General features: G+C 54.6%; 17 protein-coding genes and 2 tRNA genes. All 19 read right to left on the bottom strand.

The genetic code is table 11. The features are described 5' to 3' along the window. Position 1: 1 nt before the first annotated feature. On the bottom strand, positions 2-1,882 hold the full coding sequence (locus ACTLLP_RS02505) for a PrkA family serine protein kinase (RefSeq protein ID WP_441060428.1): 1,881 nt from the start codon (positions 1,880-1,882) through the stop codon (positions 2-4). 52 nt (positions 1,883-1,934) lie between these two features. Further along, entirely contained in the window at positions 1,935-2,342 is a 408-nt protein-coding gene (locus tag ACTLLP_RS02500; protein ID WP_441060426.1) for a PaaI family thioesterase, read from the bottom strand. Next, positions 2,335-3,516: a methionine adenosyltransferase gene (metK, locus tag ACTLLP_RS02495; protein ID WP_441060424.1), complete on the bottom strand. Its 1,182-nt coding sequence runs from the start codon at positions 3,514-3,516 to the stop codon at positions 2,335-2,337. Before metK ends, ACTLLP_RS02500 begins: the two co-directional genes overlap by 8 nt. 109 nt (positions 3,517-3,625) lie before the next feature. After that, entirely contained in the window at positions 3,626-4,027 is a 402-nt protein-coding gene (tsaA, locus tag ACTLLP_RS02490) for a tRNA (N6-threonylcarbamoyladenosine(37)-N6)-methyltransferase TrmO (RefSeq protein ID WP_441060422.1), read from the bottom strand. Positions 4,028-4,332: 305 nt separating this feature from the next. Next, positions 4,333-4,408 (bottom strand) — tRNA-Glu (locus ACTLLP_RS02485). A gap of 5 nt (positions 4,409-4,413) precedes the next feature. Further along, positions 4,414-4,487 (bottom strand) — tRNA-Gln (locus ACTLLP_RS02480). Positions 4,488-4,543: 56 nt separating this feature from the next. Beyond that, positions 4,544-5,134 (bottom strand): TetR/AcrR family transcriptional regulator, encoded by a 591-nt coding sequence (locus ACTLLP_RS02475; protein WP_441060420.1) that lies wholly within the window; start codon positions 5,132-5,134, stop codon positions 4,544-4,546. Then, on the bottom strand, positions 5,115-5,567 hold the full coding sequence (locus ACTLLP_RS02470; protein WP_441060418.1) for an efflux MFS transporter permease: 453 nt from the start codon (positions 5,565-5,567) through the stop codon (positions 5,115-5,117). The genes ACTLLP_RS02475 and ACTLLP_RS02470 overlap by 20 nt, the downstream gene beginning before the upstream one ends. A 55-nt stretch (positions 5,568-5,622) precedes the next feature. Continuing rightward, positions 5,623-5,985, bottom strand: a complete 363-nt coding sequence (locus ACTLLP_RS02465; protein WP_441060416.1) for an MFS transporter — start codon at positions 5,983-5,985, stop codon at positions 5,623-5,625. A 259-nt stretch (positions 5,986-6,244) separates the two neighbouring features. Further along, positions 6,245-6,955 (bottom strand): UbiA prenyltransferase family protein, encoded by a 711-nt coding sequence (locus ACTLLP_RS02460; RefSeq protein ID WP_441060414.1) that lies wholly within the window; start codon positions 6,953-6,955, stop codon positions 6,245-6,247. Between the two features lie 477 nt (positions 6,956-7,432). Then, entirely contained in the window at positions 7,433-8,017 is a 585-nt protein-coding gene (locus tag ACTLLP_RS02455) for a nucleoside recognition domain-containing protein (RefSeq protein WP_441060412.1), read from the bottom strand. Between the two features lie 54 nt (positions 8,018-8,071). Beyond that, positions 8,072-8,479: a GerW family sporulation protein gene (gene ytfJ, locus ACTLLP_RS02450; protein WP_441060410.1), complete on the bottom strand. Its 408-nt coding sequence runs from the start codon at positions 8,477-8,479 to the stop codon at positions 8,072-8,074. A gap of 67 nt (positions 8,480-8,546) precedes the next feature. Next, entirely contained in the window at positions 8,547-8,888 is a 342-nt protein-coding gene (locus ACTLLP_RS02445; RefSeq protein ID WP_441060408.1) for an Mth938-like domain-containing protein, read from the bottom strand. 7 nt (positions 8,889-8,895) lie between these two features. Then, positions 8,896-9,417, bottom strand: a complete 522-nt coding sequence (locus ACTLLP_RS02440; protein WP_441060406.1) for a DUF2953 domain-containing protein — start codon at positions 9,415-9,417, stop codon at positions 8,896-8,898. 13 nt (positions 9,418-9,430) lie between these two features. Continuing rightward, on the bottom strand, positions 9,431-10,405 hold the full coding sequence (gene trpS, locus ACTLLP_RS02435) for a tryptophan--tRNA ligase (RefSeq protein ID WP_441060404.1): 975 nt from the start codon (positions 10,403-10,405) through the stop codon (positions 9,431-9,433). Positions 10,406-10,422: 17 nt separating this feature from the next. Further along, positions 10,423-11,049 (bottom strand): site-2 protease family protein, encoded by a 627-nt coding sequence (locus ACTLLP_RS02430; RefSeq protein ID WP_441060402.1) that lies wholly within the window; start codon positions 11,047-11,049, stop codon positions 10,423-10,425. 21 nt (positions 11,050-11,070) lie between these two features. Then, positions 11,071-13,380 (bottom strand): CBS domain-containing protein, encoded by a 2,310-nt coding sequence (locus ACTLLP_RS02425; RefSeq protein ID WP_441060400.1) that lies wholly within the window; start codon positions 13,378-13,380, stop codon positions 11,071-11,073. Next, positions 13,371-14,678 (bottom strand): diaminopimelate decarboxylase, encoded by a 1,308-nt coding sequence (gene lysA / locus ACTLLP_RS02420; RefSeq protein ID WP_441060398.1) that lies wholly within the window; start codon positions 14,676-14,678, stop codon positions 13,371-13,373. Before lysA ends, ACTLLP_RS02425 begins: the two co-directional genes overlap by 10 nt. Further along, positions 14,675-16,036: a TrpB-like pyridoxal phosphate-dependent enzyme gene (locus ACTLLP_RS02415; RefSeq protein ID WP_441060396.1), complete on the bottom strand. Its 1,362-nt coding sequence runs from the start codon at positions 16,034-16,036 to the stop codon at positions 14,675-14,677. Before ACTLLP_RS02415 ends, lysA begins: the two co-directional genes overlap by 4 nt. Positions 16,037-16,302: the final 266 nt, after the last annotated feature.

Raw genomic sequence — 16,302 nt, 5'->3', positions numbered from 1 at the left:
CCTAACTGCACCACTGGTTAGCTACGTAGAGCACTGCTTCCTCAGCGCAGCGAGAACAATAACCTCTTCTCTCCAAATGCCGGCGGAGCTCCGAAACTACACTCCCTGGCTCCCTCCGGAGAAAAGCCGAGCGCAGCGTCTCCCGCATATCGGCCAGTAACTTGTTCGCCACCGCCTCGCGCAACCCTTCATGATCACGATAGCTAAACGCTCCTCCCCGTCGCGCGCAGGTGTTTAGGTGCCAAAAGATCTCCTGGCGGAAACTGCGCTTAGCAGTTTCCCCAATGCCTATTTGTAGCTCCAGGGAACGCATGAAATCTTCCTTCGACGATTCGAGCACAGGACCGGAGAGTTCGCAGGAATTAATAGTCCGACAATAGAGACGAATATTCTCCAAATAGCGGTCGAATATGGCCTGAGCCAAAGCCGAGTAGGAGGCCAATAAGGCTTCTTGCACATCTTTTTTTACTAATTCGCCGCCTTCGCGTTGCACCAAGGTTAAGAGAAACTCCATCCGCTCCCTATCCGCTGCCGTCATCCCAGGATGCAAATCCAAACCGTTACGGAGATACCGGCAAACCTCCCAAGGAGTCAGACATCCCCCTTCGTTAGCCGCCAGAGCGGCACATAAGCGGTTAACCACGTACCGCGGATCTACCCCCTTCATTCCTTCGTCCGGATGCTCAGTCCGGAGCTCCGCCACCTCCGCTGGGGCCAAATCCTCCACCTGCTCACCATCGTAAGCCCGCATCTTCTTGACCAGATCCAACCCTTGCCGCTGCGACTCTTGCAACCGCGAAAGCACGGAAAACATGGCGGCGCAGCGCAAAGCATGGGGAGCTAGATGAACCTTGGAGTGCTGGCTGGAACCCAGAAGCTTGGCGTAAATTTTGACCTCTTCGGAGACGCGAAGATTATAGGGGACTCGCAAGACCACCATGCGTGAAAGCAAAGCTTCGTGGCCCCGATTGGAAACGAAGCTCTGAAACTCGGTCTCGTTGCAATGGCCAATCACCAATTCATCAGCGTAAATAAGCGAGAATCGCCCGGTCTTGAAATTACCCTCTTGAGCCAGAAAGATTAAATTCCAGAGAAAGCGCTCGTCACATTTGAGCATCTCCATAAATTCCATCAGACCCCGGTTAGCCACGTTGAGTTCTCCGTCAAAACAATAGGCCCGCGGATCGGACTCCGACCCGTAACGAGTAATGGCGGCCAGATCCACGCTTCCAGTGAGCTCGGCTATGTCTTGGGATTTGGGATCAGAAGGAGCAAAAGTACCAATTCCCACCCGGTTTTCTTCGGAGAAAAAGATACGCTCAACTGGAACCTCTTCCACCCTTCCACCGAATTCGGTCGCCAGGCGTTGCCGACAAAAGGGGCAAAGCTCCCCTTCGATGCGAACCCCCAACCGGCGCTCAAATTCCGGGCGCAAGGAAGTGGGGATGAGATGCAAAGGCTCTTCATGCATGGGGCAGCCCTTAATAGCGTAAACTGCCCCTTCATTCGTGCGGGTATAGCTTTCCAGACCCCTTTTCAAAAGGTTAACAAGGGTGGACTTGCCGCTACCCACTGGACCCACCAGTAGTAGAATCCGTCGCCTCAGCTCCAAACCCTCGGCTGCAGGACGGAGGTAATCTTCCACCAGCCTCTGGATCACCTCATCCAACCCGAAGAGCTCGTTGGCAAAAAAACGGTAGCGCCGTCGGCCACCCTCGTCCTCCACGCCGGCTGACATAATCATGCGGTAAACGCGGCTAGGCGCCAGTTGGCAAATCCAGGGTTGCTTCCGCACCAACTCTAGGTAGTCGCCGAAAGAACCTTCCCACCTTAGCCGGGCTTCTGCCTCGCGGTGCCTCTGCAGCAAGTCCCGCCAATCCAAGACTATCTCCCTCCCCCAACATGCATATGCCGGTAAGGGAGAAAAAAGAAGCTCAATCCTGGCTCCGGCGAATGAACTTCCCCTCAGCCGTCACCGCGGGCTCCCCCGCCGGGTTCAAGACTTGAGCCGCTAGTAGATAGAGCGGGCCGCGCTGCGCCTGCAGCCAGGCTTCCACCACCACATCCTCCCCCACTGCCACTTCCTGGCGGAAGCGCACCCGGAGCTCGCCAGTGAAAGCCAGAATGCCGCGACGCCAGAGCCATTGAGCCATAGCCTCATCGCACAGGGTAGCCAGCAGCCCCCCGTGGATGATCCCAGGCCAGCCCTGATGCTCTTGCTGCACCCTGAAATGAGCTCTGACACGATCCTCATCATCGAAAAACCGCAATTTTAAGCCTATAGGGTTATCTGAACCGCAAGCGAAGCACCAGCCACCGCCAGTAAGAGAAGCTTTAGGCATCGCGCCTCAATTCCTCAGCCTTATCTGTGTGCTCCCAGGGAAGATCCACATCGGTGCGTCCAAAATGCCCGTAGGCTGCCGTCTGCCGGTAAATAGGTCGGCGCAGCTTCAAATGCTCCATAATGGCCGCTGGTCTCAGGTCGAAGTGCTTGTACACCAACTCCGACAACCTGCTTTCTGGAATCTTCCCTGTGCCGAAGGTATCCACGCTCACCGAAACCGGTCGCGCTACCCCAATCGCATAGGCCACCTGCACTTCGCAGCGTTCAGCCAGCCCAGCCGCTACGATGTTTTTGGCCACGTAGCGCGCCGCGTAGCTGCCCGAGCGATCCACCTTGGTAGGGTCCTTCCCAGAGAAACATCCTCCCCCGTGGCGCGCCATCCCTCCATAAGTGTCCACGATGATCTTGCGCCCCGTGAGCCCCGTATCGGCCTGCGGTCCCCCGATTACGAAACGGCCAGTGGGGTTGACCAAGAATCGCGTCTCGCCGTCCATCAAATTCGCCGGCACAACCGGGCGAATGACCTTCAAAAGCAAATCCTCGCGCAAAGTGGGTAAATCTATATCAGGATGGTGCTGCGCCGATACCAGCACCGTATGCACCCGCACCGGACGGTCTTCCTCGTATTCCACTGTCACTTGGGTCTTGCCATCGGGCCGGAGATAAGGGAGTTCCCCCGACTTCCGCACCAGCGCCAGCTGCCGGGCCAGCCTGTGAGCCAGCATAATGGGGAGAGGCATGAGTTCCGGCGTCTCGTTGGTAGCGTAACCGAACATTATTCCCTGATCCCCTGCTCCTATGGCACTGAAGGGGTCTTTTTCCACACCAGTACGGTATTCCAGCGCATGGCTAACACCGATGGCAATATCTGGAGACTGCTCTTGAATGCTAGTTATGACCGCGCAAGTCTCATAGTCAAAGCCGAATTTGGCCCTGGTATAACCGATCTCCCGGATAGTTTCGCGCACCACCGCCGGGATCTCCACATAACAACGAGTAGTTACCTCCCCGGCCACAAAAGCTAAGCCGGTAGTAACCATGGTCTCGCAGGCTACCCGAGCCTCCGGATCGTGAGTTAGAATGGCGTCCAAAATAGCATCGGAGACCTGATCGGCAATCTTATCCGGGTGCCCTTCAGTAACCGATTCCGAAGTAAAAAGGCGCTTCGCCATGCTTTATCAACTCCCATCGCTAAAAAACTTTATTGTAGCTCAAGCTAGAAGCGGCAAACGGCGTTTTTTAGTATATCATGAGCTATCAGGAGAGACAATACTGCTCGACTCAGCAGGTAACACTATCAATTTCGGGAACATAAGGCTTAATATCGATTAGCGGGCTACCATCAAGAGCATCCAGTCCCTGCACCAACAAGCGATTATCTCTTACCTCTAAGAGCCGCACCACGCAAAAAGCCAAAGGATTGGGGCGTGACGGAGAACGGCAAGCGAACACGCCGAAGATTTCAGGGCCATGCGGGGTTCGCGTCTGCAAGCGATCACGTTGGGCCTTATCACACCAGTAAAGCACAATCAAGTAACGATGGCGCTCTATACCCTTCAGGGCAGCAGCGAACGGAGGGAAAATCTCCAGTTCAGCCACCGAATCGGCAAATCGACCCTGACGAGGAGCCTCTCCCTGCAGGCGATAAGGGCTGTGGATAATTCCGACCGGCGTGAGTTCCACCTTAGCACCTCCAACTTCAAAGGCTTTCTTAACGATTTTAAGCAATTAAACCTACAATGTAAAGAAAACAGCCGGGAGAGATCCCGGCTATCACAAGGGCAGGGGGGAGACCAGATACATCCGACAGGCTGCATTCAATTAGCGGCCTTCATTTTAAGATTAGCAGGCCATGGTTAAATTTAATAACTAGCCAAGATTAAGATATTGTTAAAAGCAAAAGACCCTGCTTCCCCACTGATGGCAGTAGGATTGCAGTAGAAGGAGAAAAGACAAAAGGCCCCGTTGCCCGGGAGCCTTGGTTTTTCTGGTAGCGCCAACGGGATTCGAACCCGTGTCTCCACCTTGAGAGGGTGGTATCCTAAACCCCTAGACGATGGCGCCACTTTTGGCTGCGGGACCTGGATTCGAACCAGGACTACATGATCCAGAGTCATGTGTGCTACCGTTACACCATCCCGCAGCAACCACCTTTAATTATAGCCACCTCCTCCCCTTTTGGCAAGGGGTAAAAGGCTCCTACCCTTCCCTTTCGCTAAGTCCGAGGAAAAGTAGATTCTTGAGGGTTTGTAGAAGGCTTTCGTAATGATACTGCCGCTCGAACAGGAAAGCATTGAGAGCAGCCACTGCCACGGCGCCGAACACCCCCATGGCCGCCGTGTTGACTTCCAGGTCTTGGCGGATTATTCCCTCTGCCTGGCCCCGCTGTAAGAGGTCCTTGATAATACCAATATACCCTAAACGTAGCCTTTCTAACTGCTTCTCCCACCTGGTTCCCAGGCCCCAGACCTCACTGAGCAGAAGCTTGCCATAGTCTCGATGCTCCTCAAAGAAGCTAAGTTGAGCTCCGATCAAAGCTTCAAGTTTGCCGAAAGTACCCTTACGGCGCGCTATTTCCCGCTTAACAGCTGCTTCCAGCCGCTCGATGCCCTCCTCGATGAGCGAAAGGAAAAGCTCTTTCTTGCTCCGGTAATTATAGTAGAGGGTGCCTTTGGCAATACCAGCACGCCTTGCTATTTCCTCCATGGTTGCCTTGGCAAATCCCTTCTCAGAAAACACCGCAACAGCAGCCTCAAAAATGGGTAAACGCTTAGTTGAAGTGCGCTCCATCCGTTCCCTCCTCCTGCTTCGTTTTGCCCGGACCTACCTTCCGAAAGCAACATAACACGATAATACCTAAAGCCGCAAGAACGCCAAAAATCACCGCCAGGACGAAAGCGTCGTCTAGGGCATGTACAAAAGCCCGCAACTGGAGCTGAGCCGCAATTAAAGCCCAGACCACAGAAGAATCGTGTGGTCCTATAGAGGCCCAAGAAAGCCGCGCTAAAAGTTCAGAAAGCATCGGGTAGTCATAGGTAAACTTTTCTGCCAGGTGGATGAAGTGGGCTTCCTGGTGCGTCTGAGCCACCGTCGACATCAAGGCGATCCCGAAGGAACTCCCCACCTGGCGTAACATGTTAAGGATGCTGGTCGCCTGGTTATTCAGCTCCGGTAAAACCACGTCCAGGGCGGCGGTCATCACCGGCATAATCCCTAGACCCATGCCAAAGCCCAGCAAAATGAGGTTTGGCGTCAGGACAGAGACCGGGGTATCCAGATCAAGGCGGGTTAAACCAAGAGTACCCCCAGATAATCAGAGAAGCTCCGGTAAGAGCGAGTGGTCCCGGTCCCACTCGGCCAGTAAGGAACCCGGCGATCGGAAGGGCCACCATTGCCGCCAGCGCCTCGGGAAGCAAAATTACGCCTGTCGCCAGTGGTCCGTAACCCTGAACGTCTTGAAGGAAAATGGGCAACAGAAAAAGGCTTCCCATGATGGCCATGACTGCCAGAGTTATCGCTAGAGCTCCGGCGGTGTAGACCGGGTGGCAGAAAAGCTTTATCTCCATTAATGGATCTTGACGACCTGCCTCCCACAAGGGAAAAAGGACGGAGGAAAAGCCGGCGTAAACCAGCAGCAACACAATATGCAGTGCACCCCAGCCATCAGACGGTGCCTTGCTCAAGGCCAACAAAAAACCGCTTAAAGCTGGTGCTAACAAGAAAAAGCCGACGTAGTCTATCTTGCGGGGATGAAGGGCAAACTCGGGCATCGTCAAAAAGGTCAGAAGGAAATATCATCAACGCCGACGCCAAATTCGGCCATAAGATGAGGTATGGCCACGTTTACTACGGTAATGTCAAGGAGATCAAGGGCCAGCCCAGTGACGATAGCAGCAAGAATCAGCCATTTTCCCCTCCGCGCAAGCTCCTCCATACAGCCCTCCAGTCCCGCCAGTAGATTCTGTCTCCCGGCCCGTTAAGCCGGTAGTAAAGCACCCCGGAAAGGAGCACAATTACTCCGGCCACCGCAACACCACCCGGAATAAAACGCCCAAGCGCCAAAGCAAGCCCTCCCAAAAACAAAATGGTGACTGCCTTTTCCAGGTAGGGGTGCCGGGCATAAAACACCGTATACTCTTTACCGGCCGTCGTCCCAAGCTTCAAGAGGTAACGCCCCTCGGCAGTATAAGCAGCGACGTAAATGACTAGGCGCTGAAGATAGACAAGCAGGCAGGGAAAAGGAAGCGGCCAGATCCCTGCTACGGCAACGTAACCTGCCGCAAACCTTACCACAGAGCCACAAGCCGCTACTCCAGCATTGATTACGGGAATCCTTTTAATACTGTCGTACAGGAGCTGGATTAAGGGGAGGAGCAAAGCGAAGATTAATGCTCGGGGTTGATAAAGCGACAGAAAAAGAATTCCCGTAAAGAGACGAAGGGCGAAGAGAAAAGGCAACCATCTTACCGGAAAATAAGCAGCTGCCGAAACTCGTTCCCTCTTTCGTGGGTGCAGACGATCGGTAGCCGCGTCGCGGTAATCGTTAAGCCAGTATTTGGCCTGGTTAACCATGAATTCGAGACCAAACCAAACAACCGCTATATCAGCCATCGGAACTCCAACCTTATATTTTAACCAGGTAGCGTAAACGACGCCGCCCCAGAAGTAGATGGAACCGCCCATTATGGCACCTGGACGGGGCAGCAAAAGATACAAAACTAGTTTCGTGAAATCCGCAGCGCGCGAGCGGATGGAATTTCCCTCCCCTCAAGCTTTAAACTATAAAGTTTAATTTTTATACTCATAAGTCTAAAATCAGCTTAGCTAGATCCAATCTTGGTTGTCAACCCGGGTTTTTATGAATACACATACTAGCATCGTGGGTAAGCGCAGACCACAAGCGGCTACCGAAATTTTTAAAGCCTTCATAAGGGAGCAAAAAAGTTTTTTGACAAGCAGACACTTTACAACCGGGCGGGTATCTGTCCCTTTCCGCTGGCAAGGAAAAGAACAATCTACCTCTCTACAAGAGGCTTGGGGCCGACCGTAGAGTCGACTTCTGCCGCTTAAGTATCCTGGTGCGGGAAATTATCGCCGCTGGTACCAGCGCCGCAAAAGCGCATCGGCTAACACCGCAGCTACCATACCGCATCCGGTGGCCAGAACCGTGCTGCTAATTATCGCTGCTGGCGCCTGAGAGCCATAAAGAGCCCGGATACCAATAATTGTGCTGGGAACCAGCGTCACGCAGGCAGTGTTTAGAGCTAGGAAAGTGCACATGGCTGGTGTAGCTTCCTCGGGATGAGGGTTAAGCTTTTGCATTTCGCGCATAGCCATTAGCCCAGCCGGAGTGGCAGCGTTCCCCAAACCCAGAAGATTGGCGCTTAAATTGAGCACAATTGCCCCTATTGCCGGGTGATCTGGAGGTAAAGAAGGAAAAAAGAGCCGCACGACGGGCTGCAATAATTTGGCCAGCGCCGCCACCAGCCCCGCAGCTTCTGCCACACGCATTACACCCAACCAAAAAGTAATGATGGCAATAAGCCCGAGGGAAGTTTCCACCGCCACCTTGGCCCCTTCCAAAACCGCCATAGTGACGGTAGCTATCTTCCCGTTGAACGCCGCCACCAAGATGCCGGAAGCCATCAGGAGAAACCAAAACCAATTGACCATTCCCTATATCCCCTCCTCTAAAGCTTATGCGCTCGAGGAGGGGATTAGGCAGCTTCAGCCCGGAGTAATTTCCACCTCTACTCCCTGATCGCGTCGCCGCATATTTCCCAGCTTTTCGAGCAATTGTGGTGCCAGGTCAACCAGGCGCTCGGCCAGCTGGTTCCCCTCTACCGACAAAAGTCGGACTTGGTCCCCGTTGACCACTAGAAAACCCACCGGTTGAACCGAAACCCCCGCACCACTCCCCCCTCCAAAAGGCATTTCCCCATCGAGCTTGGGGGGAGAGTGCTCTGGGGCAAAGGCACTCCCGCCAGCAGCGAAACCACAGGCCACGCGCGAGACAGGAATTATCACCATCCCCGCTGGCGTTTCCACCGGATCGCCCACTACTGTATTGACTTCCACCATACTTTTGAGATTTTCCAAAGCTGTGCGCATCAAGCCCTCGATCGGGTGCTCCACCAATAGCTCACCTCAACCAAATAAGGTTAGCATGGTTAATATGCCCGCGCGCAGGGCCAGGGTATTCCTAGCAGGTGAGGTGCAAGGCAGCCACTACTTGCTTTCCTAAAGCTTGCAGTTGGTTATATCTCTGACAGGCCTGGTTGGTGGGAAGAACCAGCAACTCCACCCCGAGCTCATCGAGGTAGGCTTTCACCTGAGGGTCTAGCTTTAGAGCACCGTAAGCTCCGGTTCCCACCACCAAGACCTCAGGGATAACGCGCAAAGCCTCCTTTAAATCCTCCTTTACCACTTCATGCCCCCGCTGCCGCCACCACGGAAGCACGCGGTCGGGAAGTACGATAACATCGCTACGGTAAGTTCGACCATTAATGACGACAAAGCCAAAGCCGTACCGATCTACCCGCATCCGGGCCTCAACCCCTCTTGCGTATCAGACGCAGTAAGCGGTAAAACAGGTTCAAGCCCCTCAAAAGGGGTAAACGAGCTCGAAATTCAAAGCGAGTTGACCAAGTGGAACCGGTGAACACCGGAGTCACCACCGTAACCGCTCGATTAAGCTTGGAGGCAAAGAGAAAACGCAGCAAACCGCTTTGCAACGCCCAGAAAAGACCTACCAGCCAACCGGTAAGGGCCGCGTCTCCCATTCCCACGGAGGTGCGCCAGTAGCATCGATCCAGGCGCAATAGAGGTAAAAGTTCGCGCAACCAGCGCAACCACTCTAGGAGAGCCTTCCAATTTACCGGCACCAGGCCACCTGCTTTTCTCCGATCAGCAGCCAGGGCGTAACGGTAAACTCTGATCCCGCCCGGCGCGTACACCGTAAACTGCAAATTAGAAGAATTACCTTGCTCTACAAAATCAAGGTGCAAGTACCAGCAACCGCAAGTTAGCAGCAAAAAAAGGAGAAATAAAACCAACAGGACCAACTTCAACAAGAGAGATCCCCTCTCAGAGATTGAGCGCTTCCCTTACCCGCGCCAAAGTGGTAGCGGCAACAGCGGCTGCCTTCTCTCGCCCCGCCTCTAGCACCTCTAGCAGAAGATGGGGCTTAGCCAGAAGAGCCGCGCGACGCTCGCGGATAGGCTCCAGACGCCGGTTCATAACCGCGATCAACTCCCGCTTGCAAGCCACGCACCCTATCTCTCCCCGCCGGCAAGCAGCTTCGATTTCCTGAGCGCGCTCGGGCTGATAAATCCGGTGATACTGGAACACAGTGCACACTTCGGGATGCCCGGGGTCGTGCTTGTGGATGCGAGCCGGGTCGGTCACCATCCGGTTCACCAGCTCCGCTATTTCTTCTGGCGAAGCTGCCAGCGGGATAACGTTGCCGTAACTCTTGCTCATCTTTTGCCCATCGATTCCCGGCACCAACTTTACCCTGGCCAGCAACCCCTGCGGTTCGGGGAAAACCGGAGCGTAAAGGTAGTTGAAGCGCCGAGCGATTTCACGACAGAGCTCTAGATGTGGCAATTGATCCTCACCCACCGGGACCCCTTCGGCTAAGTAAAGCAGTATATCGGCTGCCTGCAACAACGGGTACCCCAGGAAGCCGTAAGTAGTAATATCCTTCCCTAAGGCACGCAGTTTACGCACCTGATCCTTATAAGTAGGCACACGTTCTAGCCACGAAAGCGGTGTGAACATAGAGAAAATGAGATGGAGCTCAGCGTGAGCGGGAACTTGGGATTGAACGAAAATCACGCTGCATTCGGGATCTAAGCCTATCGCCAACCATTCGGCCACCATCGCGAAGCTGTATTCTTTAATCCGGCTGGGGTCCTCGTATTCCGTGGTCAAGGCGTGCCAGTCAGCTACGAAAAAAAAGCACTCGTGTTCTGCCTGCAATTCCAGCCAGTTTTCCAACAGACATAAATGCCCCAGGTGTAAATAGCCGGTAGGACGCATCCCACTCAATATCCGCAACTTACTTTCACCTCTCGTTAAAGACTACTCACCAACTGAGCCAAACGAACATAAAGCTGAAACGCCGGACTGACCACCGCCACCAAATAAAAGGAGATTACCCCGGTTATAATTAGCAGCAATAAGATAATTATCCCATATTGCTCGTGGCGCAAAAGCCAGTTCATTTCTTTCTCTGGTAAAAAACTGGCCAACATCTTCGAGCCGTCCAGAGGAGGGACTGGAAGCAAGTTGAACAAAGCCAAAACCACGTTAATCATGACTATACCCTGCAAGACCATCCCCACCGGGTCGGACCGTACCCCCCAAAGTCCCCAGAGCAAAGCACCTACCAAAGCCGTCACCAGGTTGGCCGCCGGACCTGCCAGGGAAACCCAAAACATCCCCCAACGCATACTCCCACGAAAATAGTGAGGGTTCACTGGAACCGGCTTGGCCCAACCGAAACCAGCAACAAATAAAAGAATCAATCCAATAGGATCGACATGGGCCAGAGGGTTAAGAGTCAGCCGTCCCGAAGCCCGGGGAGTGGGATCGCCCAAAGCATCGGCCACCCGGCCATGTGCGTACTCGTGCACGCTCAACCCTAGCATTATTCCAGGGATCAACGAGAGCATGTAATCCCAACTGGGAAAAGCGAACAAAACGTACGGCCCCCTTCTTTCTCAGATGTTGCACCCTAGCACCTGCAGCACCAGACGCCCCGCCGGAGTACCTGCCTCCGCCTCATCGTGTCGGATCAATGCCAGCACCTTTTCCATCAAGGCGTCAGGAAGCTCGTAACGCCGGCAAAGATCTTGCGCTTTCTCTTCCCCGGCCATGCAGCAGAGAAGAAGCCAGCAGCACCACCACTTCTCCCCCTCGCCGCCGCTACTCCACTTGCGCTCCAGGTCCGCTATCCGCGTCTCAACCCCCCGATAGTCCAGTCCAGGAAACAAACAGGGCCACAGTCCCACCTCTTGCAGTCGGCTAAGAAACAGAGAAACGTGAGGCCCATTTAAACCTGCCCGGAGCTCTTTCCATAACTCAGCTCGCAAAACTTCCTCCAGCTTCCCTTCACGCAACGCCTCGCGGAGGGAACGAGCCGTCTCCCGCTCGATTAAGAAGTTAAGCTCGGCTGCCAAGCGTGGCACGCGGAGCATCCGCAAGGGATTTTCGCGGAAACTGTAACTGTGAAGCACCCGCAAAACCCCGTTCTTGAGATCGTTTTGGCCCCCGAAGAAATCCATCAGCACCCCGAAGCGGTGCGGAATGAGAGCAATGGCCATGGCGTCGATGGTGCAATCCTGCTGATAAAGTTCCTGGCGCAGGAGACTGTGGGGAAGGAGATTGCCCGCCGCATCGTATTCCAGGAAGGAGGCTTTGAGTTCCCTTAAGTAGAAGCAGAATCTGCCCCCTAAGCATAGCTTCCCTTCTTCCACCCGCGCGCGCTGACTCAAGGAGCTCTGCACCCGCTCCACTGGCCCGTCCACCGCCAGATAATAGACTGACCGCTCTCTCCCCAGCAATAAATCCCGCACGCTCTCCCCGATCATATAGAGCTCCATGCCCGCCTGGTCAGCCAGTCGCCCCGCCTCTTCCAGAAAATCCAGCACTTCGGGAGGCAGGTGGCGGTGCAAGACCGTGCGAGCATCCCAGCGCTGCCCCAGAGGCGAGAGTGGGAAGAATAGGTAAGAGAAGGAGGGGCGGAACCCGCGATGCATGGTCTTGAGAATATCGGTGCGAGAAACGATCCCGATCAAGCGGTCTCCGTCCACTACCGGGAGGCGCCCGATATCATGCTGCACTAAAAGCGCTTGCGCTTCGCGCACAGGAGCCTGGGGAGAAATAGTCACCACCTGGCGACTCATATACCCCTTGACTGGAGCGTGATCTAAACCGCTCATTCTAGCCTTTTCGATGTTGCGTCGGGAAATAACTCCAACCAGCTTCCCGTTATCCACCACCGGTAAGCCGCTATGTCCATAACGCAACATTATATTGCCGGCCTCAGCTATCGAGGTTTCCGGGGTCACCGTTTTTACCGGAGAGGTCATAATCTCACCCACCGTCAGCGGCGGCTGCAACTGCTGATGGAGCCAAGCCAGCAATTTGAGTTTGACCTCTTCCAATTGAACTCCCTTGATCACCGCCGACGCCGCTTGAGCATGTCCACCACCGCCTAAAGAACGCAGGGCTTCCCCCACATCCACCCCCGGAGAAGCCGCTCTCCCCACCACGTAAACCCGATCTTCCATCTCCACAATCACAAATACCACGTCGGGACGTTCGATTTCGCCCAAGCGGTGGGTGAGTAAAGCTAGACCCTCGATGAATTCCCCCGTCCTGGCCTGGGAAAAAAGAATCTTAAGCCCGTTAACGGAGTGGCGCTCGAGATTGAGCAAAAGGGTTTTAAAAAGACGCTTCTGCTCTTCGGTTAGGGGGCGCCCCAAAAAATTGGCAACTACACCTAAATTACCGCCTTTATCTAGCAAAAAGGCCACCGCCCGCAGGTCGCGCACGGTGGTGCACGGAAAAAGCAAACTGCCAGTGTCCTCGTAAATACCCAGCAACAACACCGTGGCTTCGAAAGGAGAGAGGGGCAGACGCTCTTGCTCAATCTCTTCCACCAGAAGGGTGGTAGCGGCCCCCACCATGGCCACCACCTCTTTACTGCCGCGCACGTCTTCTTCACTATCCGGATGATGGTCGTAAATGTGGATTTCCAAACCCGGCGTTTGCAATAGCTTGGCCAAAGCCCCCAAGCGGCGAGGGCTACGGGTGTCCACCAGGATAAGCCGCCGTAACTGATTCCACCTGATCGCCCGAGCTTCATCTATGCCCAAGGCATCTTTGTGCAAAGCCAGAAAAGCTTCCACTCCTGGAGCTGCTTTGCCAGGCAAAACCATACGAGCTCCAGGATAGAGCTTGCTAGCCGCCACCATAGCCGCCAACCCGTCGAAATCGGTCATCTGGTGGGTAGTGATTACATCCATAGGCGTTCCGGCACGCGATCGTGACTTATTAGGTCCTCCAGGGTCTCGCGCGCCACAATGGTGCTAATTTCCCCCTCTCGCACCAGCACCATGGCTGGCCGGGGAAGGCGGTTATAGTTCATAGCCATGGAGTAATTGTAAGCGCCGGTAGCGAAAACCGCCATGATGTCCCCTGGGCGGGGACGGGGCAATTTTATGCTGGGAATAATAATGTCCCCTGATTCGCAACACTTACCCACCACCGCAACTTCCAGCGCTGGGGGTTCACCCATCCGGTTGGCCAGCACCGCCTCGTACCGAGCCTGGTACAAAGCCGGGCGAGGGTTATCGGTCATACCACCATCCACCGCCACGTAAGTTCTCACCTCCGGAATGGTCTTGATGCTCCCCACGGTGTAAAGGGTCACTCCAGCCGGTCCAGCTATAGAGCGCCCAGGTTCCACCGTCAAGCGAGGGAGAGGCAAGCCCTTTTCCTGGCAACTCTCGGCCAGAGTTTGACGGAGCGTCTCAGCATAACTTTCAATGCTCGGTGGGTCATCGGTTTCTGTATAGCGGATACCCAAACCGCCTCCTAGGTCGATTTCTTCAGGAAACCAGCCCGTCTGCCGCTGCACGTCCGCCGCGAAATCGATCATCACCCGGACAGCCTCGCGGAAAGGGTCCAGCCGGAGAATTTGGGAGCCGATATGGCAGTGTAGCCCAGCTAAATCCAGATGGGAAGCCGCGAGCGCTCTTTGCACCGCCTCAGCCGCTGCGCCGGTAGCTATGGGGAAGCCAAATTTGGAATCGATCTGGCCAGTGCTAATGTATTGATGGGTGTGCGCTTCTATCCCTGGAGTAAGGCGCAGGAGAATCCTCTGCCGCTTTCCCAGAGCCCCCGCCTTCGCATCCAGGAGCTCTAATTCGTACTGATTATCCACCACAAAGCACCCTACCCCTAACTCCAACCCCATCTCGATCTCCTGGATAGACTTGTTGTTGCCATGAAAGTAAAGGCGCTCGGGAGGAAAACCCGCTTTGACCGCCGTGTAGAGCTCTCCCGACGAAACGACATCCAGAAAAAGTCCCTCCATGCTACAAAGACGGGCAATGGCCATGGTGAGAAGAGCTTTTCCGGCATACACCACCCGATTATTCGGCCCCAGAGCAACCCGGTAGCAGCGACAACGATCTCGAAAGATTCCCTCGCTGATCACATAAAGAGGAGTGCCGGCAGTACGAGCCAGATCTACCAGATCGACCCCCTCCAGCGTTAGGTGCCCCAAAGCGTTGACCGACCAGGGTGCGACCAATTTCATGGCTTTTCCACCTGTGGTAGCGAAGCTAAGGATTCCCTTATCTTCTCTTCCGGCAAAGCGTAATCTTCCAGGCGTCCCTCTAAGAAAGCCTGGTATGCCGCCAGATCGAAATGCCCGTGCCCACTAAGGTTGAAAAGGATAACCTTCTTCTCACCGGCCTCGCATGCAGCCAGAGCCTCGTCGATGACCGCCTTGATAGCGTGGGCCGACTCTGGAGCTGGTAAGATACCTTCGGTTTGAATAAAAGTTGCTGCTGCTTCGAAAACCTGCCGCTGCCCGTAAGCCCGAGCCTCCATCAGGCCATCAGCTACCAGCTGGCAAAGTAAAGGCGCATCGCCGTGATAACGCAAGCCACCAGCGTGGATAGCGGGAGGGATAAAGCCACGGCCCAGCGTATGCATGAAAAGTAAAGGAGTCAGGCCCGCAACATCGCCGTGGTCGTAAGTGCGTAACCCTTTGGTGAGGGTGGGACAAGCAGCCGGTTCCACGGCTATGAAGCGCATCTCATCCCTACCGGCCAGACATTCGGCCGCCCAGGGGAAAGCCAGCCCGGCAAAATTGGAACCGCCTCCCACGCAACCTATAACTATATCCGGCTTTTCACCGGCTTTTTCCATCTGCCGTTTGCTTTCCAGCCCAATAACTGTTTGATGCAAAAGTACATGATTTAACACGCTGCCTAAAGCATAGTTGGTGTCCGCGTGCGTCGCCGCATCTTCCACGGCTTCGCTGATGGCGATACCTAGACTCCCGGGAGAATCGGGATCCTGAGCCAAAACCTCTTGGCCTGAGCGGGTTCGGGGAGAGGGACTGGCCAGGACCTCAGCTCCAAAAAGTTGCATTAATATGCGTCGATAGGGCTTCTGATCGTAGCTCACCTTAACCATGTAAACCGTGCATTCCAGCCCAAAGAAGCGGCAGGCCATTGATAGAGCGCTACCCCATTGTCCTGCACCAGTTTCGGTAGCCAGGCGCTTGATGCCTGCTTGGCTATTGAAAAAAGCCTGGGGTACAGCCGTGTTGAGCTTATGGCTGCCAGCAGGGCTTACACCCTCGTACTTATAGTAAATATGAGCTGGCGTGCCCAAATATTTTTCCAAGCGATGGGCCCGAAAAAGCGGGCTAGGCCGCCACAAGCGGTAGACCTCACGCACCTCCTCGGGAATAGGAATCCACCTCTCCCGAGTCAACTCCTGCTCGATCAAGCCCGGGGGGAAAATAGGAGAAAGATCTTCCGGACGCAGCACCTCACCCGTCACCGGATGCAAAGGTGGCTTAGGGAGTCTAGGAAGGTCAGCCTGAATATTGTACCAGGCTTCAGGAAGCTCACGCTCGTCTAAAAGAATTTTGTAATTCACGACTCATCTCCTCTCCGATTGACTTATAGTTACTGATGTCAGCCCCATTTTACGCTACTCGCACCCTTATTCGCAAGCTGAGGGGCGTCCTTGCGCGAATAAAAGGGGCGCTGTCAGCGTATCCTAGTCAATGGCTCCGCTAAAACTCTCTCCCCAGCCAGCGGGGAAACCCGCTGGACTTTTTTTGCTTCGCCACGGCTTTGATGTAAAAGATTAACCCTGATGCCTGGCCATCTCCTCACTTTTTCCAGATATACTCGGCAGGA

It is taken from the genome of Desulfothermobacter acidiphilus, from assembly GCF_052073645.1.
GTDB lineage: Bacteria > Bacillota > Desulfotomaculia > Desulfotomaculales > Ammonificaceae > Desulfothermobacter > Desulfothermobacter acidiphilus.
The sequence above is the reverse complement of the archived record's forward strand: the minus strand, read 5'-3'. Positions and strand labels throughout refer to the sequence as shown.